The organism is Isoptericola sp. NPDC019693 (genome assembly GCF_044389085.1).
Taxonomy (GTDB): domain Bacteria; phylum Actinomycetota; class Actinomycetes; order Actinomycetales; family Cellulomonadaceae; genus Isoptericola.
Genome location: NZ_JBIRXP010000001.1, coordinates 723,883 through 747,702 on the forward strand (window position 1 = coordinate 723,883; position 23,820 = coordinate 747,702).

Here is a 23,820-nt window from a genome sequence, read left to right on the forward strand (position 1 = left end):
CCGTAGGCTGGTCGGCATGGACCTGTTCGACGCCGCGCTCACCGGCAACCGCGGCACGCCGGCGACCGGGCGCACCGGCCCGAGCGCCCCCCTCGCCGTGCGCATGCGCCCGGCCGCCCTCGACGAGGTCGCGGGCCAGGCGCACCTGCTCGTGCCGGGCTCGCCGCTGCGCCGGCTCGTCGAGCCGGACGACGAGTCCGCCCGCCGGGCGGCGCCGGGGTCGGTGATCCTCTGGGGGCCGCCCGGCGTCGGCAAGACCACGCTGGCGTACCTGGTGGCGACGGTGTCCGGCCGGCGGTTCGTCGAGCTCTCCGCGGTGACGGCGGGCGTGAAGGAGGTGCGCCAGGTCGTCGAGGACGCCCGCCGCCGCCTCGCCACCGGCGGCGAGGAGACCGTGCTCTTCATCGACGAGGTGCACCGCTTCTCCAAGACGCAGCAGGACGCCCTCCTGCCGAGCGTCGAGAACCGCTGGGTCACCCTCGTGGCCGCCACCACCGAGAACCCGTCGTTCTCGGTGAACTCCCCGCTGCTGAGCCGCTCCCTGCTCCTCACGCTCAGACCGCTCACCGCTGACGACGTCCGCGCGCTCGTGCGCCGTGCGGTGGCTGACGAGCGCGGCCTGGACGGCGCCGTCGCGCTGGCTGACGACGCCGAGGACCAGCTCGTGCGCATGGCGGGCGGGGACGCGCGCAAGGCGCTGACCATCCTGGAGGCGGCTGCCGGGGCGGCGCTGGCCGACGCCGCCCCCGGCCGCGACCTGGGCGACCCGGTGGCCGTGGACCTGGACACGGTCGAGCGCGCGGTCGACGTCGCCGCCGTCCGGTACGACCGGGACGGCGACCAGCACTACGACGTCGTCTCCGCGTTCATCAAGTCGATCCGCGGCTCGGACGTGGACGCCGCCCTGCACTACCTGGCGCGCATGGTGGCGGCGGGCGAGGACCCGCGCTTCATCGCACGGCGGCTGGTGATCTCCGCGGCCGAGGACGTCGGCATGGCCGACCCGTCCGCGCTGCAGACCGCGGTGGCGGCGGCGCAGGCCGTGCAGCTCATCGGCATGCCGGAGGGTCGGATCGTCCTGGCCGAGGCGGTCGTCCACCTGGCGACCGCGCCGAAGTCGAACCGGGCGTACCAGGGGATCGACGCGGCGCTGGCGGACGTGCGCGCGGGCAAGGTCGGCGTGGTGCCGCCGCACCTGCGAGACGCGCACTACGCGGGCGCCGAGGGGCTCGGCCACGGCAAGGGCTACCGGTACGCGCACGACGCGCCGCACGCCATCGCGGCGCAGCAGTACCTCCCCGACGAGCTGGCCGGACGGCGCTACTACGACCCGACCGACCGCGGCTTCGAGAAGCAGGTCACCGACCGGGTGGCGCGGATCAGGCAGATCCTCGACGGCGCCTGACCCGGGCACCCGGTCGGCGACCGGGCGTCACGCCGTCTCGAGCTCGATCAGCGTGCCCGCCATGGTCCGGTAGACCTCGTCCCATGCGGCCGCCACCTCCGGCGTCACCGCGTCGCCCAGCACGGCGACGATGGCCGCGAACAGGTGCTGGTGCACCACCTCGTACTGGGCGGGCTCCACGCCGACGGCGCGGTGCCGCCGGGCGACCGGCGCCAGGACGTCGCGGGGGTCGGCCTCCTCGTCGGCGACGAGCATCGCCGCGCACGAGGTGATCGCGGCCGCGAGCGCCCGCTGCTGCGTGCCGTCGGCGATGCGCTCGGGGGAGAACATCGCCCCGAGCAGCCCGGGGTGCTCGTCCAGGAGCGTCCGGTAGAAGATCGTGGTGATGTCGTCGATGGAGTCCTCGACCACGGGCAGGGTGGAGCGGACCACCTCGGCGGAGCGGGGCGAGAGCGTGACGGGGGAGGGCATCCTGGCGACTCCTTCGGGCGACGTGCCGGCGCCGTGCCGGCGGTGCACAGTCAACCGGCAGCGCGTCGCCGGCGACAAGACCTCGCCGCGGGAGGTGTGGGCGGTCTGCCGGAGGGCCGGGACGCCCCGCGGGATGCGGTAAGATGCTGCGGTTGCCGTTTCCGGCGACCGCCTGGGACCTCGGCCCCGTGAGCACCCGCCCCGCGCGGGAGCTCCATCGGCTGGTCCCGCACCCGAGAGACCTCCCCGCACGGGGTGGACGTCGGGTGTGACCTCATCCATCACCACAGGACAGGAAGCAACCAGTGACCGCTGTCACCAAGTCGCGCCGCCAGGTCCGCCTGAGCCGCAAGCTCGGCCTCGCGCTGACCCCGAAGGCCGTCCGCCACTTCGAGAAGCGCCCGTACCCCCCGGGTGAGCACGGCCGCGCCCGCCGCCGCACCGAGTCGGACTACGCGGTCCGCCTCCGCGAGAAGCAGCGTCTGCGCGCCCAGTACATGCTGCGCGAGAAGCAGCTCCTCAAGGTCTACGAGGACGCCCGCAAGCACCCGGGCCTGACCGGTGAGGTCATGGTCGAGGACCTCGAGACGCGTCTGGACGCGCTCGTGCTGCGCGCCGGCTTCGGCCGCACGATGCTGCAGGCCCGCCAGGCCGTGACGCACCGCCACATCCTGGTGGACGGCAAGATCGTCGACCGTCCGTCGTTCCGCGTGAAGCCGGGCCAGACGATCCAGGTCAAGCCGAAGTCGCAGACCACGACGCCGTTCCAGGTCGCCGCCGCCGGCGCGCACCGCGACGTCCTGCCGGCCGTCCCGGGCTACCTCGAGGTGAACCTCGAGAAGCTGTCGGCCACGCTGACCCGCAAGCCGAAGCGCGCCGAGGTCCCCGTGACCTGCGAGGTGCAGCTCGTGGTCGAGTTCTACGCGCGCTGACCTCTCACGCGCGCCGGTCCGCACCGCTCGCGGACCTGCACCCCGGACGCCCCGTCACCCGCCTCGCGGGGGGCGGGGCGTCCGCCGTTCGCAGCCGGTCACCCGGGATAGGGTGACGACCGACCGTCTGACGCCTGTGCGAGGAGAGATCTGATGTCGATGGGTGACGTGGCCGGGCTCATCGCGGCCGTCGCGTTCGTGCTGCTCGTGGGCCTGCTCGCGATCCCGCTGGTGAAGCTGGGGCGTGTGCTCGACGAGGCGACGCGCTCCATCCGCGAGGTCACGGAGCACTCCGTGCCGATCCTCGACGAGGCGGCGACCACGGTCGCCTCCACCAACGACCAGCTGGTCAAGGTGGACACGATCACGACGTCGGCGGCACAGGTCAGCGAGAACGTGTCGGCGCTGGCCGGCCTGTACGCCTCGACGCTCGGTCGCCCCCTGGTGAAGGTCGCCGCGTTCTCCTACGGCGTCCGCCAGGCGTTCGCGCGGGCCTCCCGGTCCGGCGGCGACGCGCCGAAGGCCGGTCGCTGATGCGCCGGCTGTTCTGGGTCGGCGTCGGTGTCGTGGTGACGGTCGTCGTCGTCCAGCGGGGACGCAAGATCGTGGCGCAGTACGCGCCCGAGGCCGTCGTCGACCGCGCGGAGCGGGCGGCGCAGGACGCGGGACGGCGGGCGGAGACGTTCGTCGCCACGTTCCGGCGCGAGTTCACCCAGGCCCGCACCGCCCGCGAGGCCGAGCTCACCGCGGCCCTCCTGGCCGAGGGGCAGCCGGACCCGGACGACGTCCGCGCGAGCGGTCTGCGGCCCGCCGACCTGCGCGGCGGGCCCGGCCGCGCACGGCACGCGGCGACGGCACCGGACCGTCACCCCGACCCCGAAGCCGAGATCGCGGCCGACGAGGCCGACCTCGGGTACTCGTTCTAGCACCCGCTCCGCCTCGTACCCGCTCCGCGAGATCTCGTTCCGACCATCCCCCGGCGGGCGCGAGAATAGGGGACGGCCGCCGCCACGACGGCGCCCACCCGCTCGTCCCGCCCGTCAGCCTCGACCTCACTCTCGACCTCAATGAAGGACACCATGCGCACCGCCGAGATCCGCAAGCGTTGGCTCGACTACTTCGAGTCGAAGGACCACGCGATCGTGCCCAGCGCACCGCTGGTCTCGCCGGACCCCTCGATCCTGTTCACGATCGCGGGCATGGTGCCGTTCATCCCCTACATCCTCGGCACCGAGCCGGCGCCGTGGCCCCGGGTCGCGAGCGTGCAGAAGTGCATCCGCACCAACGACATCGAGAACGTGGGCCGCACCACGCGGCACGGCACGTTCTTCCAGATGAACGGCAACTTCTCGTTCGGCGACTACTTCAAGCGCGAGGCCATCGACTTCGCCTGGGAGCTGCTCACCACCGAGCAGGGCAAGGGCGGCTACGGGCTCGACGGCGACCGGCTCTGGGTGACCATCTGGGAGGAGGACGCCGAGGCCTACGAGGCGCTGACGAAGGGCGTCGGGCTCGACCCGAAGCACGTCGTGCGCCTTCCCCGCGAGGAGAACTTCTGGGACACGGGCCAGCCCGGCCCGGCCGGCCCGTGCGCCGAGTGGCACTACGACCGCGGCCCGGCCTACGGGCCGGACGCCGTCGGCGGCACGGTCGACCCGGGCGGCGACCGCTACCTGGAGATCTGGAACCTCGTGTTCGACCAGTTCGTGCGCGGCGAGGGCCAGGGCAAGAACTACCCGCTGCTGGGCGAGCTCGAGCACAAGAGCATCGACACCGGCGCCGGGCTGGAGCGGATCGCCTACCTGCTGCAGGGCAAGGAGAACCTCTACGAGATCGACGAGGTGTACCCGGTCATCGCGCGCGTGGAGGAGCTGACGGGCAAGCGCTACGGCGCCGACCCGGAGGACGACGTGCGGATGCGCGTCGTCGCGGACCACGTGCGGTCGTCGCTCATGGTCATCGGTGACGGGGTGCGCCCGTCGAACGAGGGGCGCGGCTACGTGCTGCGCCGGCTCGTCCGCCGCGCCGTGCGCGCGGTGCGCCTGCTCGGCGTCGACGAGGTCGCGCTGCCGTCGCTGCTGCCGGTGTCGAAGGACGCGATGAAGGCGTCCTACCCGGAGCTGGAGGCCGACTTCGGCCGCATCAGCGACGTCGCGTACGCGGAGGAGGACGCGTTCCGCCGCACGCTCGCGCAGGGGACGACCATCCTGGACACGGCCGTGGGCCGCGCGAAGTCGCGTGCCGCGGAGGGTGCGGACGGCGGCACGCCGGTGCTCGGCGGCGCGGAGGCGTTCCAGCTGCACGACACCTACGGCTTCCCGATCGACCTCACGCTCGAGATGGCGGCCGAGCAGGGCGTGCACGTGGACGAGAAGGCGTTCCGCGACCTCATGGCGGAGCAGAAGCAGCGCGCCCGCGCCGACGCGCTCGCCAAGAAGACGGGCCACGCGGACCTGCGCTCGTACGAGACCCTGACCAAGGAGCTCACCGCGCCGGTGGAGTTCCTCGGGTACACCGACACGGAGGCCGCCGTGTCGGTCGCCGGCCTGCTGGTCGACGGCGTGCCGGCCCCCGCGGCGACGGCGCCCGCCGACGTCGAGGTCGTCCTGGACCGCACGCCGTTCTACGCCGAGGCGGGCGGCCAGCTCGCCGACCAGGGCACGATCGTGCTCGACGGCGGCGCGACCATCGAGGTCGACGACGTGCAGCGCCCGGTCAAGGGCCTGTCCGTGCACCGCGGCCGCCTGGTGGAGGGCACGGTCGCGCTGGGCGACCCCGGCACCGCGACGATCGACGTCGCGCGCCGCGTCGCGATCAGCCGCGCCCACTCGGCCACGCACATGATCCACAAGGCCCTGCACGAGATGGTCGGCCCGGACCGCACCCAGGCCGGGTCGGAGAACGCCCCGAGCCGCGTGCGCTTCGACTTCCGCTCGCCGACGCCGGTGGCGGCGGACGCGCTGGGCGAGATCGAGGAGCGCGTGAACGCACGCCTCACCGAGAACCTCGAGGTGACCGACGCGACGATGCCGATCGCCCGCGCCCGCGAGCTGGGCGCCATGGCGCTGTTCGGCGAGAAGTACGGGGACACCGTGCGCGTCGTGTCGATCGGCGGCGACTGGTCGCGCGAGCTGTGCGGCGGCACGCACGTCAAGGCGACCGGCGAGGTCGGCCGCGTCGCGCTGCTCGGCGAGGCGTCGATCGGCTCCGGCGTGCGCCGCGTGGACGCCCTCGTGGGCGACGGAGCGTACGGCTTCCAGGCCAAGGAGCACGCCCTGGTGGGCCAGCTCACCGGGCTGCTGGGGGCGCGCCCGGACGAGCTCGCCGACCGCGTGGGCTCGCTCCTGACCCGCCTCAAGGAGACGGAGAAGGAGCTCGCCGGGATGCGCCAGGAGCGGATCCTCGCCGCCGCGGGCACCCTCGCCGCGCAGGCGGAGCGCGTCGGCGAGGTCCGCGTCGTGGCGCACGACGCCGGCGAGGTGGCCTCCGCGGACGACCTGCGCGCTCTGGCGCTCGACGTGCGCGGCCGCCTGGGCGACGCGGAGCCGGTGCTCGTCGCCGTCGGCGGCGTCGCGGGCGGGCGCCCCCTGGTGGTCGTGGCCACCAACGCGGGTGCTCGGGACGCCGGCCTGCGGGCCGGTGACTTCGTCAAGGCCGCGGCGAAGACCCTCGGCGGCGGGGGCGGCGGCAAGCCGGACCTGGCCCAGGGCGGCGGCACCGACGCGTCCGCGCTCCCGGCGGCCCTGTCCGGCGTGGCCGAGGGCGTGCGCGCGGCGCAGGCGGGCGCGTGACGGGACCGTCGCCGCAGCAGGGCGCGCCCCGCGGTCTCCCGCGGGGCGCGCGGCTCGGGGTCGACGTCGGCAAGGCGCGCATCGGGCTCGCGGGCAGCGACCCCGACGGCCTCGTCGCGACGCCGGTCGAGACCGTGCCGCGGGTGCTGGACGTGCCCGCGCGCGCCGACGGGGCCCCGGCGGTGACGCCCGACGTGGCCCGCATCGCGGCGGAGGTCGACGACCGGTTCGCCGCGGTCGTGTACGTGGGGCTGCCGCGCCACCTGTCCGGCGCGGAGGGTGCGGCGACGGCGGACGCGCGCGAGTTCGCGACCCGGCTGGCGGCGACCGTCGCGCCCGTCGAGGTGCGTCTGGTCGACGAGCGGATGACGACCGTGACGGCGCACGCGCAGCTGCGCTCGGCGGGGCGACGCACCAAGACACACCGGTCTGTCGTCGACCAGGCCGCAGCCGTTATCATTCTGCAATCTGCACTCGACGTGGAGCGGTCGGCGGGGGAGCGCGCCGGCGAGCTCGTCGAGCAGCAGCGACCGGGCGCCTGACCAGCCCGGACAGCAGCAGCCGACCCATCGTGCCCACCCCAGGCCCTGTCAGAAGGAAGAACCCGGCGTGACGGACCTCTTCGAGCACCCCGCCCTCCAGGAGGCGCCCGCGGCACCCTCGCGGCGTCGCTCGGCCGCCGGCCGGAGGGCCGCCGCCAAGCGCAAGCGCCGCCGCCGGCAGCGCACCGCGGTGGTGCTGGTGGTGGTGCTCGGGTTCGTGGGTGCGGGTGCCTACCTGCTCTGGGACCGCATGGACTCGCTGGTCGGCGACCTGCCCTTCATCGGCGCGCAGAACGACGACTACCCGGGCCCGGGCGGCGACCCCGTCGAGGTCGTCATCCCCGAGGGCGCCACGGGCGGCCAGATGGGCACCGTGCTCCAGGAGGCCGGGGTCGTCGCGAGCGTCGGCGCGTTCACCGACGCGTTCGGTCAGAACCCCGCCGCCGCGGGCATCCAGCCCGGCACCTACCAGCTGCAGGCCGAGATGAAGGCGTCCGACGCCGTCGCCGCGCTGGTGAAGAACGAGAAGCTGCAGACGAACGTGACCATCCCCGAGGGGTACACCGTCGCGCAGATCGTGGAGCGGGTGGGGTCCGTCACCACGATCACGGCGGACGAGCTCGAGAAGGCGCTGGAGGACCCGGCCTCCTTCGGGCTGCCGAAGCAGGCGGACGGCAACGCCGAGGGCTGGCTGTTCCCGAAGACGTACACCGTGCAGCCGGGCGACGACGCCACGACGCTGCTCACGGCCATGGTCGACCAGACGAAGAAGGAGCTGGAGTCGCTCGGGGTCGAGAAGTCCGACTGGCAGGACGTCCTGAACAAGGCGTCGCTCGTCGAGAAGGAAGCGCCGGACGACTATCGGGGCGAGGTCGCGCGCGTGATCGAGAACCGGCTGGACCGGGGCGAGGCCCTGTACCTGGACGCCATCAACTCCTACGGGCTCGGCAAGCCGGCGGACCAGATCACCAAGTCCGAGTTCGCGGACGCGAGCGACCCGTACAACTCGCGCAAGAACACAGGGCTGCCGCCCACGCCCATCGCCAACCCCGGGCAGGCGTCGGTCGAAGCCGTCCTCGACCCGCCGGAGGGCAGCTGGAACTGGTACGTGACGGTGAACCTGGACACGGGCGAGACCAAGTTCACGGACAACTACCAGGAGTTCCTCGAGTTCCGCGCCGAGTACCAGAAGTGGGCCTCGGAGAACGCCGGCTGACATGACCGTCCTTCGACGCGCGGCGGTGCTGGGCCATCCCGTCGCGCACTCCCTCTCGCCCGTCCTGCACACCGCCGCGTACGACGCGCTCGCCCTGGAGGGCTGGGAGTACTCCGCGATCGACACCACGGTCGAGGACCTTCCCGCCCTCGTGCGCGGGCTGGACCTCGGCTGGGCCGGGCTGAGCGTCACGATGCCCCTCAAGCACGCGGTCATGGACCTGGTGGACCACGTGGACCCGCTCGCCGTCGCGGTCGGCGCCGTGAACACGGTGCTCGTCGGCCCGGCACGGTGCGGGGTGACCCTCACCGGCACCAACACGGACGTCTACGGCCTGGTCACCGCCCTGCGCGAGGGCTTCGCCGCCCAGGGGCGCGGCGCGAGCGCCGGCGCGCAGAGCGCCGTCGTCCTCGGCGGCGGCGCCACCGCCGCGTCGACCCTTGCGGCGCTGGGCGAGCTCGGCTGCACGACGCCGCGCGTCCTGGTGCGCTCCCTCGGCCGGACGGCCGGGCTCCAGGAGGCGGCGGCGCGCATGGGCGTGACCCCGCGCTTCGAGGTCCTCGACCCGACGGCGTCGCTCGGCGCGCTGCGGGAGGCCGACGTCGTGATCTCCACCATGCCGGCCTACGCCGCAGACCCGGTGGCGGCTGCCCTGGCCGCCCAGGGCAGCGCCCCCTCGGGGGTGCTGCTCGACGTCGTCTACGACCCGCGCCCCACGGCGCTGTCCGCGGCCTGGGCGGACGCGGGCGGCACCGTCGTCGGGGGCGAACGGATGCTGCTGCACCAGGCGGTGGAGCAGGTGCGGCTCATGACGGGTCGTCCCGCGCCGGTCGGTGCCATGGACGACGCCCTCGCGCGGGTCCTGGGGGCCCCGGCGTCCGCACCCTGACCATCGGACCGACCCTCGCCGCGGGCGTGGAAGAATCGCAGGCATGCTGCGCTGGATGACGTCGGGGGAGTCGCACGGTCCGTCACTCGTCGGGGTGCTGGAGGGCCTGCCCGCCGGCGTCGAGGTGGTGACCGCGGACATCCAGGCGGCGCTCGCCCGCCGCCGTCTCGGGTACGGCCGCGGCGCCCGCATGAAGTTCGAGCAGGACGCGGTGCGCGTGCTCGGCGGCCTGCGCCACGGCGTCACGCAGGGCGGCCCGCTGTCCTTCGAGATCGGCAACACCGAGTGGCCCAAGTGGACCGACGTCATGTCGCCGGACCCCGTCGACCGCGAGGCGCTGCTCGTCGACGCCGGCACCGGTGACGAGCGCGAGATCGCGCGCAACCGACCGCTCACCCGTCCTCGCCCCGGTCATGCGGACCTCGTCGGGATGCGCAAGTACGGCTTCGACGACGCGCGCCCCGTGCTGGAGCGCGCGTCGGCCCGCGAGACCGCGACCCGTGTCGCCCTGGGCCTGGTCGCCGCGAAGTTCCTCGAGCAGGCGGTCGGGGTGCGGCTCGTCTCCCACGTCGTGGCGATCGGCCCGGTCGAGGTCCCCGAGGGCGCCGAGCTGCCCGGCCCGGACGACGTGGCCGCGCTCGACGCCGACCCGGTGCGCTGCTTCGACGCCACGACCAGCGCGGCGATGGTCGCCGAGATCGACGAGTGCCGCAAGGACGGCGACACCCTCGGCGGCGTCGTCGAGGTGCTCGCCTACGACGTGCCCACCGGGCTCGGCAGCTACGTGCAGGGCGACCGCCGGCTCGACGCCCGCCTGGCGGGCGCTCTCATGGGCATCCAGGCGATCAAGGGTGTCGAGGTCGGCGACGGCTTCCGCACCGCGCGCCGCCGCGGCTCGGCCGCGCACGACGAGATCGAGCGCGGCGGGGACGGCCACATCCACCGGCGCTCCAACCGCGCGGGCGGCATCGAGGGCGGCATGTCGAACGGCGAGGTGCTGCGCGTGCGCGCCGCGATGAAGCCCATCTCCACGGTGCCCCGGGCGCTGGCCACGGTGGACGTCGCGACGGGCGAGGCCGTCACGGCGCACCACCAGCGCTCGGACGTGTGCGCGGTGCCGCCCGCCGCCGTGGTCGCCGAGGCGATGGTGGCGCTCGAGCTCGCGCAGGCCGTCGTGGAGAAGTTCGGCGGGGACTCGGTGGCCGAGGTGCGCCGCAACGCCGAGGCCTACCTCGCCGCCATCCCCGAGCTGCTGCGATGAGCGCGGGCGTCCCGCGCGCCGTCCTCATCGGCCCGCCCGGCAGCGGCAAGACGACCGTGGGCCGGCTGCTCGCGCAACGGCTCGGCGTCGCGTTCCGCGACACGGACGCGGACGTCGAGGAGACGGCCGGCAAGCCGGTCGCCGAGATCTTCGTGGAGGACGGCGAGCCGCACTTCCGCGAGCTGGAGCGCGAGGCCGTCACCACGGCCCTGGCGTGCCACCCCGGGGTCCTCGCCCTCGGCGGCGGCGCGGTGATGGACGAGCACACCCAGCGGGCGCTCGAGGGCTACGTCGCGGGCGGCGGCACCGTCGTCTTCCTCGACGTCTCCCTCGCGCACGCGGCACCCCGCGTCGGCTTCAACCAGTCCCGCCCGCTGCTCGTGGGCAACCCGCGGGCGCGCTGGGTCGAGCTCATGCAGGCCCGGCGGCCCACCTACGAGCGGCTCGCCACGGTGCACGTCGTCTCGGACGAGCGGCCCCCGCAGGAGGTCGCCGCGCAGGTGCACGCGGGCGTCACGGGCCGACGCACGACGCAGGACGCGGCCGGGCACGACACGGCCGCAGGCACATCAGCACAGGAGGTCCAGTCATGACGGTCCGCGTGACCGTGCAGGGCAGCACGAACGAAGCCCCGTCCTACGACGTCGTCGTCGGTCGACACCTGCTCGGCGAGCTCCCGAGCCTGCTCGGGGAGGGGGTGCGACGGGTGCTCGTCATGCACCCGGCCTCGCTGCAGGCCACCGGGGAGACGGTCCGGGAGGACCTCGTGGCCCAGGGTTACGAGGCCTTCGCCGTCGAGCTGCCGGACGCCGAGGAGCAGAAGACCGCCCAGGTGGCGGCGTTCTGCTGGCAGGTGCTGGGCCAGGCCGACTTCACGCGGTCGGACGCGATCGTCTCCGTCGGCGGCGGCGCGACGACGGACCTCGCCGGGTTCGTCGCGGCCACCTGGCTGCGGGGCATCAAGGTCGTGCACGTGCCGACCACGCTGCTGGCGATGGTCGACGCGGCCGTCGGCGGGAAGACCGGCATCAACACGGCCGAGGGCAAGAACCTCGTGGGCGCCTTCCACCCGCCCGCGGGGGTGCTGTGCGACCTCGCGGCCCTGGAGTCCCTCGACCGCTGGGATCTCGTGGCCGGCATGGCGGAGGTCGTCAAGACCGGCTTCATCGCCGACCCGCGCATCCTCGAGCTGGTCGAGGAGCACGCCGACGAGCTGCGCGACTGGAAGGGCTCGGACACCACGCCCGAGACCTGGGCCGTGCTGACCGAGCTCATCGAGCGGTCGGTGCGCGTCAAGGCCCGCGTGGTGGGGGAGGACCTCACGGAGCAGGGGCTGCGGGAGATCCTCAACTACGGGCACACCCTGGGCCACGCGATCGAGCTCACCGAGCGCTACCAGCTGCGCCACGGCGCGGCGGTCGCCGTCGGGATGGTCTTCGCGGCCGAGCTGGCGCGCCTCGGCGGCAAGCTCGACGACGCCGTCGTGGACAGGCACCGCGCGATCCTCGAGTCGCTCGGGCTCCCCACGACCTACCGCGGCGACCGCTGGGACAAGCTGCTCGCCGCGATGCAGCGCGACAAGAAGACGCGCGGCAACCTGCTGCGCTTCGTCGTGCTCGACGACGTCGCGAGGCCGACGCGCCTCGAGGGCCCGGACCCGACGCTGCTCGCCGCCGCGTACGCGGAGATCTCGAAGGAGCCGCCCGCGGGCCGGCCGGGGGTGACGGTCCAGCTCGGCCTCTAGCAGCTCGGCCTCTAGCAGTCCGGCCTCTGGCAGTCCCGAGCGGACCAGCCTCCGGCGGACCGGCAGGCGTCCCGCCTCAGCGGCCGGGGTGCGCCTCCCGGGTCGTCGCCCGCTCGGCGTCCCACGCGCGCACGACGTCCCGGCACCGTGGGACGTCCTCGTCCGCGACGAGCAGCACGAGGTTGCCGTCGTGGTCGCTGTACAGGTGCTCGACGGTGACGCCCGCGTCGGCGAGCCGGCGTGCGAAGGTGCCCATCTGACCCGGCACGTCCTGGGCGAGACGGGTCGTGACGACGCCGCGCGCGACGGCGGGGCCGATCCCCGCCGCGGCGAGGGCGGCGAGGGCGCGCGGTCCGTCGTCGACGAGGAAGTGGGCCACGCGGCCGCCGTCGAGGGTGGTGACGCCGCCGCCCTCCAGGCTGACGCCGGCACGCCCCAGGGCCTCGCCGAGGTCGGCCAGCGCGCCCGGGGTGCGGGGCAGGAGGACCTCGAGGTCCTGCGGGGCGGGGGCGTCCGGGATGCTCATGCGCCGACGGTAGCCCCGGGACGGTTCGGCGTCGGCCGAAGCGTCGTCGCCGTATCGTCGGGCCATGGACGGTGATGCAGCGGCGGGCGGCGAGGCACCCGGCGGTGGGGCCCGGGTCGCGAGGCGTGACGGCGTGGCCGGGCAGGGTCGCGACCGTGACTTCACCGAGGTGGGGCGGGCGCTGTCCGCGCCGGCGCGCTCGGTGATGATCGGGCTGCTCATGGACGGCACCGCGCGCCCCGCGGGCGAGCTGGCGCGCGCCGCCGGGGTGGGCGCGTCGGCCGCGTCGGAGCACCTGGCGGTCCTCGTCTCCGCGGGGCTGGTGACCGGCCGGGCCCGCGGCCGGCACCGGTACTACGCGCTCGCGGGGCCCCGGGTGGCCGCGGCCCTCGAGGCGCTCGGAACCCTGGCGGCGCCGGCCCCCGCGCCCCGGGTCGGGCTGCGGCGCAGCAGGGAGGCCGACCGCCTGGCGACGGCACGGTTCTGCTACGACCACCTGGCGGGACGCCTCGGCGTGGGCCTGGCCGAGGCGTGGGTCGCGCAGGGCTGGCTGGCGGACCGGGAGGTCCTGGCCCTCACCGGTGCCGGGGCCGACGGGATGCGCGGGCTCGGCGTGGACGTGGACGGCGCGCTGGCGGCGCGCCGTCCGACGACCCGGGCCTGCCTGGACTGGACGGAGCGCCGGGTGCACCTCGCCGGGGCCCTCGGCGCCGCCGTGGGCACGCGCTTCCTCGACGCGGGGTGGGTGGCGCGGACGGCCGGCCGTGGGCTGCGCCTCACCGCGAGCGGGCAGGACGTGGTGCGCGCGACGTGCGGCGTCGAGCTCGCGGCGCTCGGCTCGGGAGGCGGCGCCGGGCCCGGCCGCGCCTGACGCCCCGGGGGCGACGGCGCCTCGTCGAGGGGCGGGCGCTCAGCCCCACAGGCCGCGCGCGACGAGCACGTCGCGCAGCAGGTCGGCGCGGTCCGTGACGATGCCGTCGACGCCGAGGTCGAGCAGACGGCCCATCTCCCCGGGGGTGTTGATCGTCCACACGTGCACCTGGCGTCCGGCGCGGTGGGCGGCGGCGACGGTCGCGGCGTCGACCACGGGCAGGCGCCCCTCGGCCACGGGGACCTGCAGGGCGTCCACGTCGCGCAGCGCGCGCCGGGAGACCGCGTCCACGCGGAGGCGGGCGCCGGCGAGGAAGCGCGCCACCTCGCGGCGTCCGGCGGAGGTCGCGACCGGGCGCGACAGCCGCGCCAGCGTCGCGCGGCGGCGCCGGTCGTCGAACGACGTGACGCAGACACGGTCGTGCGCGTTCGTGCGCTGGATCGCCGCTGCCGTGGGCTCGATCCCCGAGTCCTCCTTGACGTCGACGTTGACCCGCAGGTCGGGCCAGGTGCCGAGCACGTCGTCGAGGCGGGGCACGGGCTCGCTGCCGCCGATGCGCGCGTGCCGCACGACCGACCAGGGCAGCTCGGCCACGCGGCCGGTCGCGTCGGTGGTGCGGTCGAGGGAGGCGTCGTGCAGGGCGACGGCCACGCCGTCGGCGGTGCCGTGCGCGTCGGTCTCGACGTACCGGAAGCCCAGGTCGACCGCCGCCGCGAAGGCGGCCAGGGAGTTCTCCAGGTTCTCCCGGCCGTGCGAGAAGCCGCGGTGCGCCAGCGCCAGCACGGGCAGCGGGCGCCCGTCGGCGGCGCGGGGGTCGAGGTAGGGGTGGGCGGGGCGGGGTCTCACGGCTGCTCCTCGTCCTCGAGCGTGCCGACGGGCGTGACGTCGGTGGGGTGGCGGGTCGCGGTCGGCGCAGGACGGACGCGCGGCAGGCGGTCGTCGAGCCATGTCAGGACGCCGTCGAGGTAGGCCTGCCGGGGAGCGTCGGCGGACAGGGCGAGGTCGTGCACGCCGCCGGGCACGACGAGCGCGGTCGTGTCGGCCCCGACCCGGGGCGTCAGGGCCGCGATCCTGCCGACGTCGAGCACGGTGTCCTGCGCGTCGAGGCGGGGGTTGTCGGCCCGGTCGGGGCCGGAGGAGTCGCTGCGCGCGACCAGGACCGGTCCGGGCACGGCGAGGCCGCGCGCGAGCCGCGCCTGCGCCCGGGTGACGGTGCGGAGCCAGCCCGCGCGAGCGGGGAGCCCCTCGGGGCGCTTGAGCGTCGTGTCGAAGTCCCAGCGGCCGCCGCGGGCGGTGTGCTGGTGCGCGGCGTAGACGGAGGGGTTCGCGCTGACGACCGCGAGCGGGCGGCGGCGCCCCAGCACCTCGAGCACCGCCGACCGGCCCGCGTCGGCGAGCCGGGAGCCGCTGATGGAGAAGAACGGCGAGTCCAGCACCAGGACGTCGGGTGCGTGCGCCGGGTCCTCGCGGACGGCGTGCGCCCACAGCGCCGCGCTCAGCCCGCCCGTGGAGTGCGCGTGCACCACGAGCGGCAGGCCCGGGTCGAGGTCGCGGACGGCGCGCGCGGCGGCGGACAGGTCCGCCCCGGCCTCGCGCAGGCTCGCGACGTAGTGCGGGGGGAGCGGGTCGTCGGCGCCCGCGCCGCCGGCGAGCAGCGACCGTCCCGCGCGTCGGAGGTCGAGCGCGCAGAACACGTACCCCGCGGCCACCAGGGCCCGCGCCAGGTGGGCCTGGAAGAAGTAGTCGTTGTACCCGTGCACGTGCAGCACGACGGCGCGCGCCCGGGTCGGTCGTTCGGCGGCCCGCACCAGCGTCGCCGGCCCCAGCGGACGTTCCTCGAAGTCGGCGCCCAGGAGCCGGTCGGCCAGCCAGCCCTCGTCGAGGGCGGTGCGCCGGGACGGGGGCGGGGAGGGCGCGTGCACGGCGCGATCGTAACCGCGCCGCCCCAGCGGGGCTCGGGCACGGCCGTCACCGCCGGGTTCGGCCACGGCGCGCCGTCGTACCCCTCCCGCCGGGCACGCGCGTCCGGCAGACTGCGCCTCATGAGCGCCCGACCGGCCGTGCCGGACCCCACCGCCCCCGACGGTACGACCGCCGCGCCCCCGGGGGGCACCCGGCCCCCGCACGGGCCGCAGCACGACGCCGCGACGGGGCGAGGGCACGCCGACGCCCCGGTACCGCGCCGGCAGGTGGTGTCGTGGGCCCTGTGGGACTGGGCCACCCAGCCCTTCAACACCGTGATCGTCACGTTCGTCTTCACGGCGCTGTACCTCACGAGCGACGCCTTCCTCGCGCCCGAGGTGGCCGCCCTGCCGGCCGACGACCCGGTGCACGAGCGGGCGCTCGCCGGCCTCACCAGCGGCCTGGGGCTCTGGATCACCATCGGCGGGCTGCTCGTCGCGCTCCTCGCCCCCGTGCTGGGGCGCCGCGCCGACGTCGAGGGGAGGCGCAAGGCCTGGGTGGGCGGCGCGACCGCCGTCATGGTCCTGGCCATGGCGGCGCTCTTCGCCGTCCGTGCCGACCCGGCCTGGTTCGTGCTCGGCGCCGCGCTCGTGTCGCTCGGCAGCGTCGCGAGCGAGATCGCCGGCGTCAACTACAACGCCATGCTGGTCCAGGTGTCCACCCGCGCCACGGTGGGCCGCGTGTCAGGGCTCGGGTGGGGCCTGGGCTACCTCGGCGGGATCGTCGCGCTCGTCCTCGTGGTGGTGGCGCAGACGTTCGACTGGTGGGGCATGCCCACCGGCGACGGCCTCGCCTACCGGGTCATCGCCGTCGGGTGCGCCCTGTGGGCCGTGGCCTTCGCCTGGCCCCTGTTCCGGTGGGTGCCCGAGGCGCCGCCCGCCGAGGACCGACCCCGCGTCGGGTTCTTCAAGGGCTACGTCGTCCTGGTGCGCGACGTCGTCGCCCTGTACCGCCACGAGCGGCCCACGTTCTGGTTCCTGCTCGCCAGCGCCGTCTACCGCGACGGGCTGTCCGCGGTGTTCACGTTCGGCGCCGTGATCGCCGCCGTCTCGTTCCGCTTCAGCCCCGACGCGGTGATCGCGTTCGGCATCGCGGCCAACCTGCTCGCCGGCCTCAGCACCATCGCCGCCGGCCGCCTGGACGACCGGTTCGGCCCGCGCGCCGTCATCATCGGCTCGCTCACCGGGCTCGTGGCGTGCGGGCTGCTCGTCGTCGCGCTGCACCCGTTCGGCGCCCTGGTGTTCTGGGTGGCGGGGCTCGCGCTGACCTGCTTCGTCGGGCCCGCGCAGGCCGCGTCGCGCTCCCTGCTCGCCCGGGTCGCGCCGGCCGGGCGGGAGTCGGAGGTCTTCGGCCTCTACGCCACCACGGGGCGTGCGGTCTCCTTCCTCGCGCCCTCGATGTGGACGCTGGTCATCGCGCTCACGGGGGCCACCATCTGGGGCACCCTGGGCATCGTCGCCGTGATCCTCGTGGGCCTCGTGCTCATGCTCAAGGTAACGGTGGGCCGCCCGGAGCCCGCGGAGCCCGGCGCCGTCGCCCCGCGGCCCTGATCTCCGCCGCGACGGCCTCCAGGTCGGCCAGCGGCGCCAGGTGACGCAGCTTGTCCGGGTTGATGACGCCGTCGATCCTGGTGATGCGCCCGTTCTCCACCCGCAGGGCGTACGTGCCGATGACGCCGCCGCCCACGGACGCGTCGGCGTACGCGATCATCCCCGGCCCGCCGTTCACCGACGTCGGCTCCAGCCGCGCCGGCGCGCCCCGCCTCGCGAAGCCCGACAGCAGCCTGGCGACCGCCACGTTCCCCGACACCGGCCGCGACACGGCGAACCCCGCGGGCACGTTGCCGCCGCCGTCGCCCGTGAGCGCGACGTCGTCGGCCAGCAGGGCGACCAGGGCGTCGACGTCACCCTCCTCGGTGGCGGCGATGAACCGGCGCACCAGCTCCGCCGCATGCGGGTCGTCCCGGGCCGGGGGCGGCCCCGACGCGTGCTCGGCCTCCCTGCGCGCCGCCACCCGGCGCCGGGCCCGCGACGCGAGCTGCCGCGCCGCCAGCTCCGTCGTCCCGATCACCTGGGCCGACTCCCGGTGGGGGTAACCGAACACGTCGTGCAGCAGGAACGCAGCACGCTCCGCCGGCGTCAGGGTCTCCAGGAGCACGAGGAAGGCCGTCGACAGGTCGTCGGCCAGCTCGGCGTGCGCGGCGGCCTCCCGCCCCGCCGACCCGGCGGCCACCACGTCGCCCACGAGGGGCTCGGGCACCCACTCGCCCACGTACGACTCACGCCGCACCCGCGCCGAGCGCAGCACGTCCAGCGCGATCCGCGTCGCGACCGTCGTCGTGTACGCGGCAGGGTTCACCACCGCCACGTCCACGGTCCCGGCCGGCGCTACCCGCAGCATGGCGTCCTGGGCGACGTCCTCCGCCTCCGTGACGCTGCCGAGCATCCGGTACGCGGCGCCGAACGCCACCCGGCGCAGGTCCTCCAGGTCGGTGGGCGACGCACCCCGCCTGCGGCCCGTGCGTCCTCCTGCGGCCCTCTCCGTCCGTGACATGCTGCGATCCTTCCCCTCCGGAGCGACTCGTGCCCCCTGCACAGCGGCGGCCTGCACCGCCGTCGCCCTGCACTGCCGACGGCGTGGCGCGCCGGGACGTGACGGCACGCCGGGTGCGGTGGGCCGCCGCACGCCGCACGATGGTCCGGTGGGCGACGTCGAGGAGTACCTGACCACCCTGTCCGGGCCGGAGCGTGACGCCGTGGCGCGCGTGTACGACCGTGCCCGCGCGCTCGTGCCCGACGCGGAGGAGGGCCGCAGCTACGGCATGCCGGCGCTGCGCTACCGCGGCAGCCCGCTGGTGAGCGCCGTCGTCACGCGCACGCACGTCGGCCTCTACCCGTTCAGCCCGGACGTCGTCGCGGCGCTCGCGGGCGACCTGGACGGGTTCCGCACTACCAAGGGGTCCGTCTCCTTCCAGCCGGACGCACCGCTGCCGGACGACGTCGTCGACCGGATGGTGCTCGCGCGCCGCGACGAGATCGACGCGCGGGCGCGGTGACCCACGTCCCGCCGGGCTGCTACGCCGGCGGGACGTTGACGTTGCCGCGGAACACGTTCTGGGGGTCGTAGCGGCGCTTGACGTCGCGCAGCCTGTCCCAGGTGGCCCCGGGGTAGGCGGCGCGCGCCACGTCGATGCCGCCGTCGAGGCAGAAGTTCGCGTACGTCCCGGCGCTCCCGCGGAGCCGGTCGGCGAGCGAGTCGACCCAGGGCGTGTACCCGGCGGCGGTGGCCGCGTCGCGCGCGACGGCGGCAACGTTGCCCACCACGCGGGCGGACCGGTGGGCGTAGGCCGTCGCGTCGGTGGGGACGTCGGCGACCGCACCGCCGAGCACGCGCAGCTGGACGGCGCGCATCAGGGCGTCCGACCCCTCGAGCTGCTCGACCAGGTGCGCCGCGGCGTCGCCGTCGAGCCCGTCGGCGAGGAAGGGCCGTCCGGTGGCGACGACGGGACCGCCCTGCGGCCCGCCCTCCAGCAGGGTGGGGTAGGGCGCGGTGCGCAGGCCGTCCAGCAGGGCGCCGCCGGCTCGGCCCGCGACGTCGCGCAACGGCGCCAGGGCGGCGTCGGCCTGCTCGACCGGGCCGGACCAGCAGGCGTTCGCCATCACCACGAGGCGCCCGTGCCACTCGGCAGGGATCATCGGCATCGGGGGTGCCGGCATCACCATGACGACCATCGTGAGCTCCGGGGGCGCGGCGTCCGCGGCGGCGACCACGCCGGCGACCGCCTCGGGCGTGCCCGGCATGAGGAGCACCCCGCCGACCACCTGCGACACCTCGTGCAGCGCGAAGCGGAACCGGGTCACGACGCCGAAGTTGCCGCCGCCGCCGCGCAGCGCCCAGAACAGGTCGGGCTCGTGGTCGGCGTCGGTGCGCACCACCTCGCCGTCCGCGGTCACCACCTCGGCGCCGAGGAGGCTGTCGACGGTCATGCCCAGGGAGCGCGACAGCAGCCCGATGCCGCCGCCCAGGGTGATCCCGCCGACGCCCACCGACCCGGTGTCGCCGAACGGGGTCGCGAGGCCGTGCTCCCCGACGGCGCGGGAGTACGCGCCCGCGGTGATGCCGCCGCCGGCCCAGGCGGTGCGGCCGTCGACGTCGAGCTCGATCGAGTCCAGTCCGCGCAGGTCGAGGGTGAGCGCACCGTCCCCGGCACCGAGCCCGAAGACGGAGTGCCCTCCCGAACGGACGGAGACCTCGGCGCCCGCGTCGCGGGCGTACCGGACGGCCCGGGCGACCGCGTCCGTGCCGGCGGGCCGGACGACCGCCGCGGGGCGTCGCTCGACCCCGCCCTGCTCGATGGCGAGGGCGGCGCCGTAGCCGTCGTCCACGGGTTCGAGCACGGGGGACGCGTCCCCGAGGGCGTCCCTCAGCGCGTCGAGGGTGACGTCACCGGTCGGGGGACGGGTGGGGGGAACGGGGGACTGGGACATCGTTGCTCCTCGTCGTCGGGTGGACCGTGCGGGGGTGCCGGGCGGGCGCCGTCCCCAGGTGGACCGAGCGGGGACCGGATCCTCATCGGCAGCATCACGGACACCCGACGGGAAAGCCACGGAATTCGTGACGGGGCCCGTGCGGGCGGTCTCCTGGCTTGCGGGTGGCTCCATGCCGCCATGCTTCGACCCGAACTATGGTTGAGGTCAAGGGTCGCCAGGCCGCAGCACGCAGGAGGGGTGACGATCGTGCCGGAGCACGCGACGGAGCGGGTCCCGTGGGACCAGGTCGAGCTGACGGTGGGCGAGGTGTCCGCGCGCAGCGGCGTCGCCGTGTCCGCGCTGCACTTCTACGAGCGCCGCGGGCTCATCGCGAGCCGCCGGACGTCGGGGAACCAGCGCCGCTACCGCAGGGACGTCCTGCGCCGGGTCTCGTTCATCCGGGTGTCCCAGCGGGTCGGCATCCCGCTGGCACGCATCGCCGAGGCGCTCGGCACCCTCCCCGCGGACCGCGCCCCGAACGTCCGCGACTGGGAACGCCTGTCCACGGCCTGGCGTGCGGACCTCGACGCGCGGATCGGCCAGCTCGAGCGGCTCCGCGACGACCTCACGGACTGCATCGGGTGCGGGTGCCTGTCGCTGAGCCGGTGCGTGCTCGCCAACCCGCACGACGCCCTCGGCGACGACGGCCCGGGGCCGCGCCGGCTGCTCGTCGACGAGCCGGACCGGCCCGGCGCTCGCTGACGGGCGGGGCCGCGGACGCCGGGGACGCGGCGGCGGTGGCCGCCGTACCCTCGGGCCATGACTCACGTCCTCGTCCTCAACGGTCCCAACCTCGGTCGGCTCGGCGTGCGCGAGCCCGAGATCTACGGTCACGCCTCCATGGCAGAGCTCGAGCGGGAGGCCGCCGTCTGGGGGAGCGAGCTGGGCGTCACCGTCGACGTGCGCCAGACCGACGACGAGTCGCAGCTCGTGGGCTGGCTGCACGAGGCCGTGGACGCCGGTGCGCACGTGGTGCTCAACCCCGCCGCGTTCACCCACTACAGCTACGCGCTGCGCGACGCCGCCGCCCAGGTCACGACGGCCGGGCTGCTGCTCGTCGAGGTGCACCTGTCGAACCCCGCCTCCCGCGAGTCGTTCCGGCACTACTCGGTGGTCGCGGGGATCGCGACGGGCACGATCGCCGGCTTCGGTTTCGACTCCTACCGCCTGGCGCTCGGCGCGGTGGCGCACAAGCTCCAGGCCTGAAGTCCAGGCAGACAAGGCTGAGGGCTAGAAGGATATCTAGCGAGTGCCCTTGAGCAGCCTCGTACAAGGCTCTAGGGTTGAGTCGTGATCGTGGTGACGGCGGACCAGCGGGGCAGCACTCGCGCGCGCGACCGCGTGCCCGAGGCGCTGGAGCTCGTCGCGGCGCGGTCGGCAGGCCGGGCGGGTGTCGTCCTGCCCTTCGACCGCACGGTGGGGGACGAGCTCCAGGGCGTGCTGGCCGCCGACGACGCCGGCGCAGCCCTGGCCGTCGACCTCGTCCTCGACCTCGTGCGCGACGGCGGGTGGGCCGTCGGGGTGGGGCTCGGTGCGGTCGACCGGCCGCTGCCCGAGGCCTCCCGGGCGGCGTCCGGCCCGGCGTTCGTGCGGGCCCGCCTCGCGGTCGAGCGGGCGAAGCGCCGCGGCCGGGGCAGCGTGCCCCTGGCCGTCGTAGGGCCGGACGAGGAACCGCGCGCGACGGTCGCCGCCGACGCACAGGCGCTGCTGCACCTGCTCGGTGCCGTGGTCGCGCGCCGGTCCGCGGCAGGATGGGAGGCGGTCGACACCCTCGCGGCGCAGCGCGGCCCGGCGCCGCAGCGGGCGTCGGCGGCGGCCCTGGGCGTGAGCGAGCAGGCGGTGAGCCAGCGGCTGCGCGCCGCGCTGTGGGCCGAGGACGCCGCCGCCCGCCCGCTCGCGGCGCGCCTGCTGCGGGGGGCGGGCTCGGACCCCGACGGGGACGATGCGGTCGGAGCGGGTGACGCTGTCGGTGACGTGGACGACGATGCCGACGTGGACACGGGTGCGGACACGGCTGCGGACGCGGGTGCGGACACGGCCGGTACGCACGACGGAGCAGGGGAGGGGCGCGCACGATGAGCATCGCAGCGTTGCTGGCGGACGTCGCCGTCTGGGTGGTCGGTCTCGCGGCGAGCGTCGGCGGCGGGGCGTGGCTCGTGCCCTGGGTGCTCCGGCACGCCGAGCGTGAGCCGCAGGTGGCGGCGGAGGCCGTGGCCGTGCTGCGCGGCGGCACGTGGATCGGGCTGCTCGAGCGGCTGTGCGTCACGGGTGCGCTGCTGGCCGGCTACCCCGAGGGCGTGGCCGTCGTCGTGGCCGTCAAGGGCCTCGGGCGCTTCCCGGAGCTGCGCGAGCACCCCGTGGCCAGCGAGCGGTTCGTCGTGGGCACCCTGGCGTCGCTCGCGTGGTCGGCGGCGCTGGGTGTCGCGGGGCACGCGCTGCTGGTCGCGCTGTAGAATGTTCCGGGCCCTCTGCGGCCCGGCACGTCGAATTCCGCACGACATCCGCTCAGCACCCGACCGCACCCGACCCTGAGGACGAACAAGAAACGTGGCTACCTCCAACGACATCAAGAACGGCACCGTGCTCCGCATCGACGGTCAGCTCTGGACGATCATCGAGTTCCAGCACGTCAAGCCGGGCAAGGGTGGCGCGTTCGTCCGCACCAAGATGAAGAACGTCGTGTCGGGCAAGACGGTCGACAAGACCTTCAACGCGGGCATCAAGATCGAGACCGCGAACGTGGACCGCCGCGACTTCCAGTACCTGTACATGGACGGCGCCGACTACGTCTTCATGGACACCGACACCTACGACCAGATCACCGTGCCCGCCGCCACCGTCGGCGACGCGGCCAACTACATGCTCGAGGGCATGAACATCATGGTCGCCTCCAACGACGGCACGCCGCTGTACGTCGAGCTCCCGTCGTCGGTGGTCCTCGAGATCACCTACACGGAGCCCGGCCTGCAGGGCGACCGCTCCACCGGCGGCACCAAGCCCGCCACGCTCGAGACGGGCGCGGAGATCCAGGTCCCGCTGTTCCTCGAGCAGGGCACCAAGGTCAAGGTCGACACGCGTGACGGGTCGTACCTGGGCCGCGTGAACGACTGACGGGCGCCGACTGACATGGGCGCACGGACCAAGGCGCGCAAGCGCGCCGTCGACATCCTCTTCGAGGCGGAGCAGCGCGGGATCGACCCGCAGGTGCTCGTCGCCGACCGGGTGATCGAGCCGCACACCGAGGCCGCGGTGCCGCAGTACACGGTCGACCTCGTCGAGGGCGTCGCCGCCCACCGCGAGCGGATCGACGAGCTCCTGGCCACCTACTCGCAGGGGTGGACGGTCGAGCGGATGCCCGCCGTCGACCGCGCGCTCCTGCGCATCGGCACCTGGGAGCTGCTGTACAACGACGACGTCCCCGACGCCGTCGCGGTGGACGAGGCGGTCGACCTCGCCGGGCAGCTCTCGACGGACGACTCGCCGTCGTTCGTCAACGGCCTGCTGGGCCGGCTCGTCGACATCAAGCCGACGCTGCTCATCTGACCTCGCCGCGAGGTCGTGGCACGCCAGGGGGCGGGGATCCCGGACCGGGGTCCCCGCCCCCTTGGCGCACCCGCTGGTCCGCCGGCCGGCCCGCCCCGGCAGGTGTGACGCAGACCGCGCCCGCATGGTGGGCAGGCC

Annotated in this window: 26 protein-coding genes; 20 read left to right on the plus strand and 6 right to left on the minus strand. The window is 75.1% G+C overall.

The genetic code is table 11. The features are described from left to right. The first annotated feature begins 16 nt into the window (after nt 1-16). Nucleotides 17-1,405 carry a replication-associated recombination protein A gene (locus tag ACH436_RS03410; RefSeq protein ID WP_430558756.1) on the plus strand — a complete coding sequence of 463 codons (1,389 nt, stop codon included), beginning with the start codon at nt 17-19 and terminating at the stop codon, nt 1,403-1,405. Nucleotides 1,406-1,432: 27 nt separating this feature from the next. Here ACH436_RS03410 and ACH436_RS03415 read toward each other — a convergent pair whose 3' ends face one another. Then, entirely contained in the window at nt 1,433-1,876 is a 444-nt protein-coding gene (locus ACH436_RS03415) for a globin domain-containing protein (RefSeq protein ID WP_430558757.1), read from the minus strand. A 305-nt stretch (nt 1,877-2,181) separates the two neighbouring features. On the opposite strand from ACH436_RS03415, the gene rpsD reads away from it, so the two are divergent. The 10 genes from rpsD to aroB all read left to right on the plus strand — a co-directional run bounded on the left by rpsD (nt 2,182) and on the right by aroB (nt 12,251). After that, nucleotides 2,182-2,808, plus strand: coding sequence for a 30S ribosomal protein S4 (gene rpsD / locus ACH436_RS03420; RefSeq protein ID WP_430558758.1), 627 nt, complete (start codon nt 2,182-2,184; stop codon nt 2,806-2,808). A 153-nt stretch (nt 2,809-2,961) separates the two neighbouring features. Then, a complete protein-coding gene (locus ACH436_RS03425) occupies nt 2,962-3,342 on the plus strand; it encodes a DUF948 domain-containing protein (RefSeq protein WP_430558759.1) in 381 nt (126 codons plus the stop codon). Then, nucleotides 3,342-3,734: a hypothetical protein gene (locus ACH436_RS03430; RefSeq protein ID WP_430558760.1), complete on the plus strand. Its 393-nt coding sequence runs from the start codon at nt 3,342-3,344 to the stop codon at nt 3,732-3,734. The genes ACH436_RS03425 and ACH436_RS03430 overlap by 1 nt, the downstream gene beginning before the upstream one ends. Before the next feature lie 153 nt (nt 3,735-3,887). After that, on the plus strand, nt 3,888-6,599 hold the full coding sequence (gene alaS / locus ACH436_RS03435; RefSeq protein WP_430559146.1) for an alanine--tRNA ligase: 2,712 nt from the start codon (nt 3,888-3,890) through the stop codon (nt 6,597-6,599). Beyond that, a complete protein-coding gene (gene ruvX / locus ACH436_RS03440) occupies nt 6,596-7,141 on the plus strand; it encodes a Holliday junction resolvase RuvX (RefSeq protein ID WP_430558761.1) in 546 nt (181 codons plus the stop codon). The genes alaS and ruvX overlap by 4 nt, the downstream gene beginning before the upstream one ends. A gap of 67 nt (nt 7,142-7,208) precedes the next feature. Continuing rightward, nucleotides 7,209-8,357 (plus strand): endolytic transglycosylase MltG, encoded by a 1,149-nt coding sequence (gene mltG, locus ACH436_RS03445; RefSeq protein WP_430558762.1) that lies wholly within the window; start codon nt 7,209-7,211, stop codon nt 8,355-8,357. A 1-nt stretch (nt 8,358) separates the two neighbouring features. Further along, on the plus strand, nt 8,359-9,246 hold the full coding sequence (locus tag ACH436_RS03450) for a shikimate dehydrogenase (protein WP_430558763.1): 888 nt from the start codon (nt 8,359-8,361) through the stop codon (nt 9,244-9,246). Nucleotides 9,247-9,289: 43 nt separating this feature from the next. Further along, nucleotides 9,290-10,507: a chorismate synthase gene (aroC, locus tag ACH436_RS03455; protein ID WP_430558764.1), complete on the plus strand. Its 1,218-nt coding sequence runs from the start codon at nt 9,290-9,292 to the stop codon at nt 10,505-10,507. After that, nucleotides 10,504-11,100 carry a shikimate kinase gene (locus ACH436_RS03460; protein WP_430558765.1) on the plus strand — a complete coding sequence of 199 codons (597 nt, stop codon included), beginning with the start codon at nt 10,504-10,506 and terminating at the stop codon, nt 11,098-11,100. The genes aroC and ACH436_RS03460 overlap by 4 nt, the downstream gene beginning before the upstream one ends. Further along, nucleotides 11,097-12,251, plus strand: a complete 1,155-nt coding sequence (aroB, locus tag ACH436_RS03465) for a 3-dehydroquinate synthase (protein WP_430558766.1) — start codon at nt 11,097-11,099, stop codon at nt 12,249-12,251. Before ACH436_RS03460 ends, aroB begins: the two co-directional genes overlap by 4 nt. A gap of 76 nt (nt 12,252-12,327) precedes the next feature. Here aroB and ACH436_RS03470 read toward each other — a convergent pair whose 3' ends face one another. Continuing rightward, complete coding sequence (locus ACH436_RS03470; RefSeq protein ID WP_430558767.1) at nt 12,328-12,777, minus strand: hypothetical protein; 450 nt, start codon at nt 12,775-12,777, stop codon at nt 12,328-12,330. A 64-nt stretch (nt 12,778-12,841) separates the two neighbouring features. Between ACH436_RS03470 and ACH436_RS03475 the strand changes: the two genes are divergently transcribed. Further along, a complete protein-coding gene (locus tag ACH436_RS03475; RefSeq protein ID WP_430558768.1) occupies nt 12,842-13,648 on the plus strand; it encodes an ArsR/SmtB family transcription factor in 807 nt (268 codons plus the stop codon). Between the two features lie 39 nt (nt 13,649-13,687). Here the strand turns inward: ACH436_RS03475 and ACH436_RS03480 are convergent, their stop codons facing one another. Together ACH436_RS03480 and ACH436_RS03485 are read right to left on the minus strand one after the other, a co-directional pair. Next, entirely contained in the window at nt 13,688-14,494 is an 807-nt protein-coding gene (locus tag ACH436_RS03480; RefSeq protein ID WP_430558769.1) for a glycerophosphodiester phosphodiesterase family protein, read from the minus strand. Continuing rightward, the gene (locus tag ACH436_RS03485) at nt 14,491-15,570 is read right to left on the minus strand and encodes an alpha/beta hydrolase (protein ID WP_430558770.1); all 1,080 of its coding nucleotides are present in this window, start codon (nt 15,568-15,570) and stop codon (nt 14,491-14,493) included. The genes ACH436_RS03480 and ACH436_RS03485 overlap by 4 nt, the downstream gene beginning before the upstream one ends. Nucleotides 15,571-15,690: 120 nt before the next feature. On the opposite strand from ACH436_RS03485, the gene ACH436_RS03490 reads away from it, so the two are divergent. Beyond that, complete coding sequence (locus tag ACH436_RS03490; protein WP_430558771.1) at nt 15,691-17,160, plus strand: MFS transporter; 1,470 nt, start codon at nt 15,691-15,693, stop codon at nt 17,158-17,160. On the opposite strand, the gene sigJ is transcribed toward ACH436_RS03490, so the two are convergent. Continuing rightward, nucleotides 17,099-18,163, minus strand: a complete 1,065-nt coding sequence (sigJ, locus tag ACH436_RS03495) for an RNA polymerase sigma factor SigJ (protein ID WP_430558772.1) — start codon at nt 18,161-18,163, stop codon at nt 17,099-17,101. The two genes, ACH436_RS03490 and sigJ, sit on opposite strands and share 62 nt — an antisense overlap. 148 nt (nt 18,164-18,311) lie before the next feature. Here sigJ and ACH436_RS03500 point away from each other — a divergent pair, with 148 nt between their 5' ends. Continuing rightward, nucleotides 18,312-18,665, plus strand: coding sequence for an iron chaperone (locus tag ACH436_RS03500; protein ID WP_430558773.1), 354 nt, complete (start codon nt 18,312-18,314; stop codon nt 18,663-18,665). Nucleotides 18,666-18,684: 19 nt separating this feature from the next. On the opposite strand, the gene ACH436_RS03505 is transcribed toward ACH436_RS03500, so the two are convergent. Next, a complete protein-coding gene (locus ACH436_RS03505; protein WP_430558774.1) occupies nt 18,685-20,097 on the minus strand; it encodes an FAD-binding oxidoreductase in 1,413 nt (470 codons plus the stop codon). Nucleotides 20,098-20,337: 240 nt separating this feature from the next. On the opposite strand from ACH436_RS03505, the gene soxR reads away from it, so the two are divergent. The 6 genes from soxR to nusB all read left to right on the plus strand — a co-directional run bounded on the left by soxR (nt 20,338) and on the right by nusB (nt 23,682). Continuing rightward, entirely contained in the window at nt 20,338-20,841 is a 504-nt protein-coding gene (soxR, locus tag ACH436_RS03510) for a redox-sensitive transcriptional activator SoxR (protein WP_430558775.1), read from the plus strand. Between the two features lie 57 nt (nt 20,842-20,898). Continuing rightward, a complete protein-coding gene (locus tag ACH436_RS03515; RefSeq protein WP_430558776.1) occupies nt 20,899-21,345 on the plus strand; it encodes a type II 3-dehydroquinate dehydratase in 447 nt (148 codons plus the stop codon). A gap of 84 nt (nt 21,346-21,429) precedes the next feature. Continuing rightward, nucleotides 21,430-22,218, plus strand: a complete 789-nt coding sequence (locus ACH436_RS03520; RefSeq protein ID WP_430558777.1) for a hypothetical protein — start codon at nt 21,430-21,432, stop codon at nt 22,216-22,218. Next, nucleotides 22,215-22,592 (plus strand): hypothetical protein, encoded by a 378-nt coding sequence (locus tag ACH436_RS03525; RefSeq protein ID WP_430558778.1) that lies wholly within the window; start codon nt 22,215-22,217, stop codon nt 22,590-22,592. The genes ACH436_RS03520 and ACH436_RS03525 overlap by 4 nt, the downstream gene beginning before the upstream one ends. A gap of 94 nt (nt 22,593-22,686) precedes the next feature. Next, the gene (efp, locus tag ACH436_RS03530; protein ID WP_430558779.1) at nt 22,687-23,250 is read left to right on the plus strand and encodes an elongation factor P; all 564 of its coding nucleotides are present in this window, start codon (nt 22,687-22,689) and stop codon (nt 23,248-23,250) included. Between the two features lie 15 nt (nt 23,251-23,265). Then, on the plus strand, nt 23,266-23,682 hold the full coding sequence (gene nusB / locus ACH436_RS03535) for a transcription antitermination factor NusB (protein ID WP_429763561.1): 417 nt from the start codon (nt 23,266-23,268) through the stop codon (nt 23,680-23,682). The last annotated feature ends 138 nt before the right edge of the window (nt 23,683-23,820 follow it).

Bases quoted from the DNA above. Each gene is read 5' to 3' on its own strand.
- alaS (WP_430559146.1), top strand. From the start codon at position 3,888: ATGCGCACCGCCGAGATCCGCAAGCGTTGGCTCGACTACTTCGAGTCG.
- ACH436_RS03460 (WP_430558765.1), top strand. From the start codon at position 10,504: ATGAGCGCGGGCGTCCCGCGCGCCGTCCTCATCGGCCCGCCCGGCAGC.
- sigJ (WP_430558772.1), bottom strand. From the start codon at position 18,163: ATGTCACGGACGGAGAGGGCCGCAGGAGGACGCACGGGCCGCAGGCGG.
- ACH436_RS03490 (WP_430558771.1), top strand. From the start codon at position 15,691: ATGAGCGCCCGACCGGCCGTGCCGGACCCCACCGCCCCCGACGGTACG.
- ACH436_RS03450 (WP_430558763.1), top strand. From the start codon at position 8,359: ATGACCGTCCTTCGACGCGCGGCGGTGCTGGGCCATCCCGTCGCGCAC.
- ACH436_RS03415 (WP_430558757.1), bottom strand. From the start codon at position 1,876: ATGCCCTCCCCCGTCACGCTCTCGCCCCGCTCCGCCGAGGTGGTCCGC.
- ACH436_RS03425 (WP_430558759.1), top strand. From the start codon at position 2,962: ATGTCGATGGGTGACGTGGCCGGGCTCATCGCGGCCGTCGCGTTCGTG.
- ACH436_RS03515 (WP_430558776.1), top strand. From the start codon at position 20,899: ATGACTCACGTCCTCGTCCTCAACGGTCCCAACCTCGGTCGGCTCGGC.
- ACH436_RS03475 (WP_430558768.1), top strand. From the start codon at position 12,842: ATGGACGGTGATGCAGCGGCGGGCGGCGAGGCACCCGGCGGTGGGGCC.
- ACH436_RS03430 (WP_430558760.1), top strand. From the start codon at position 3,342: ATGCGCCGGCTGTTCTGGGTCGGCGTCGGTGTCGTGGTGACGGTCGTC.
- ACH436_RS03470 (WP_430558767.1), bottom strand. From the start codon at position 12,777: ATGAGCATCCCGGACGCCCCCGCCCCGCAGGACCTCGAGGTCCTCCTG.
- ACH436_RS03505 (WP_430558774.1), bottom strand. From the start codon at position 20,097: ATGTCCCAGTCCCCCGTTCCCCCCACCCGTCCCCCGACCGGTGACGTC.
- ACH436_RS03525 (WP_430558778.1), top strand. From the start codon at position 22,215: ATGAGCATCGCAGCGTTGCTGGCGGACGTCGCCGTCTGGGTGGTCGGT.
- aroB (WP_430558766.1), top strand. From the start codon at position 11,097: ATGACGGTCCGCGTGACCGTGCAGGGCAGCACGAACGAAGCCCCGTCC.
- nusB (WP_429763561.1), top strand. From the start codon at position 23,266: ATGGGCGCACGGACCAAGGCGCGCAAGCGCGCCGTCGACATCCTCTTC.
- ACH436_RS03410 (WP_430558756.1), top strand. From the start codon at position 17: ATGGACCTGTTCGACGCCGCGCTCACCGGCAACCGCGGCACGCCGGCG.
- aroC (WP_430558764.1), top strand. From the start codon at position 9,290: ATGCTGCGCTGGATGACGTCGGGGGAGTCGCACGGTCCGTCACTCGTC.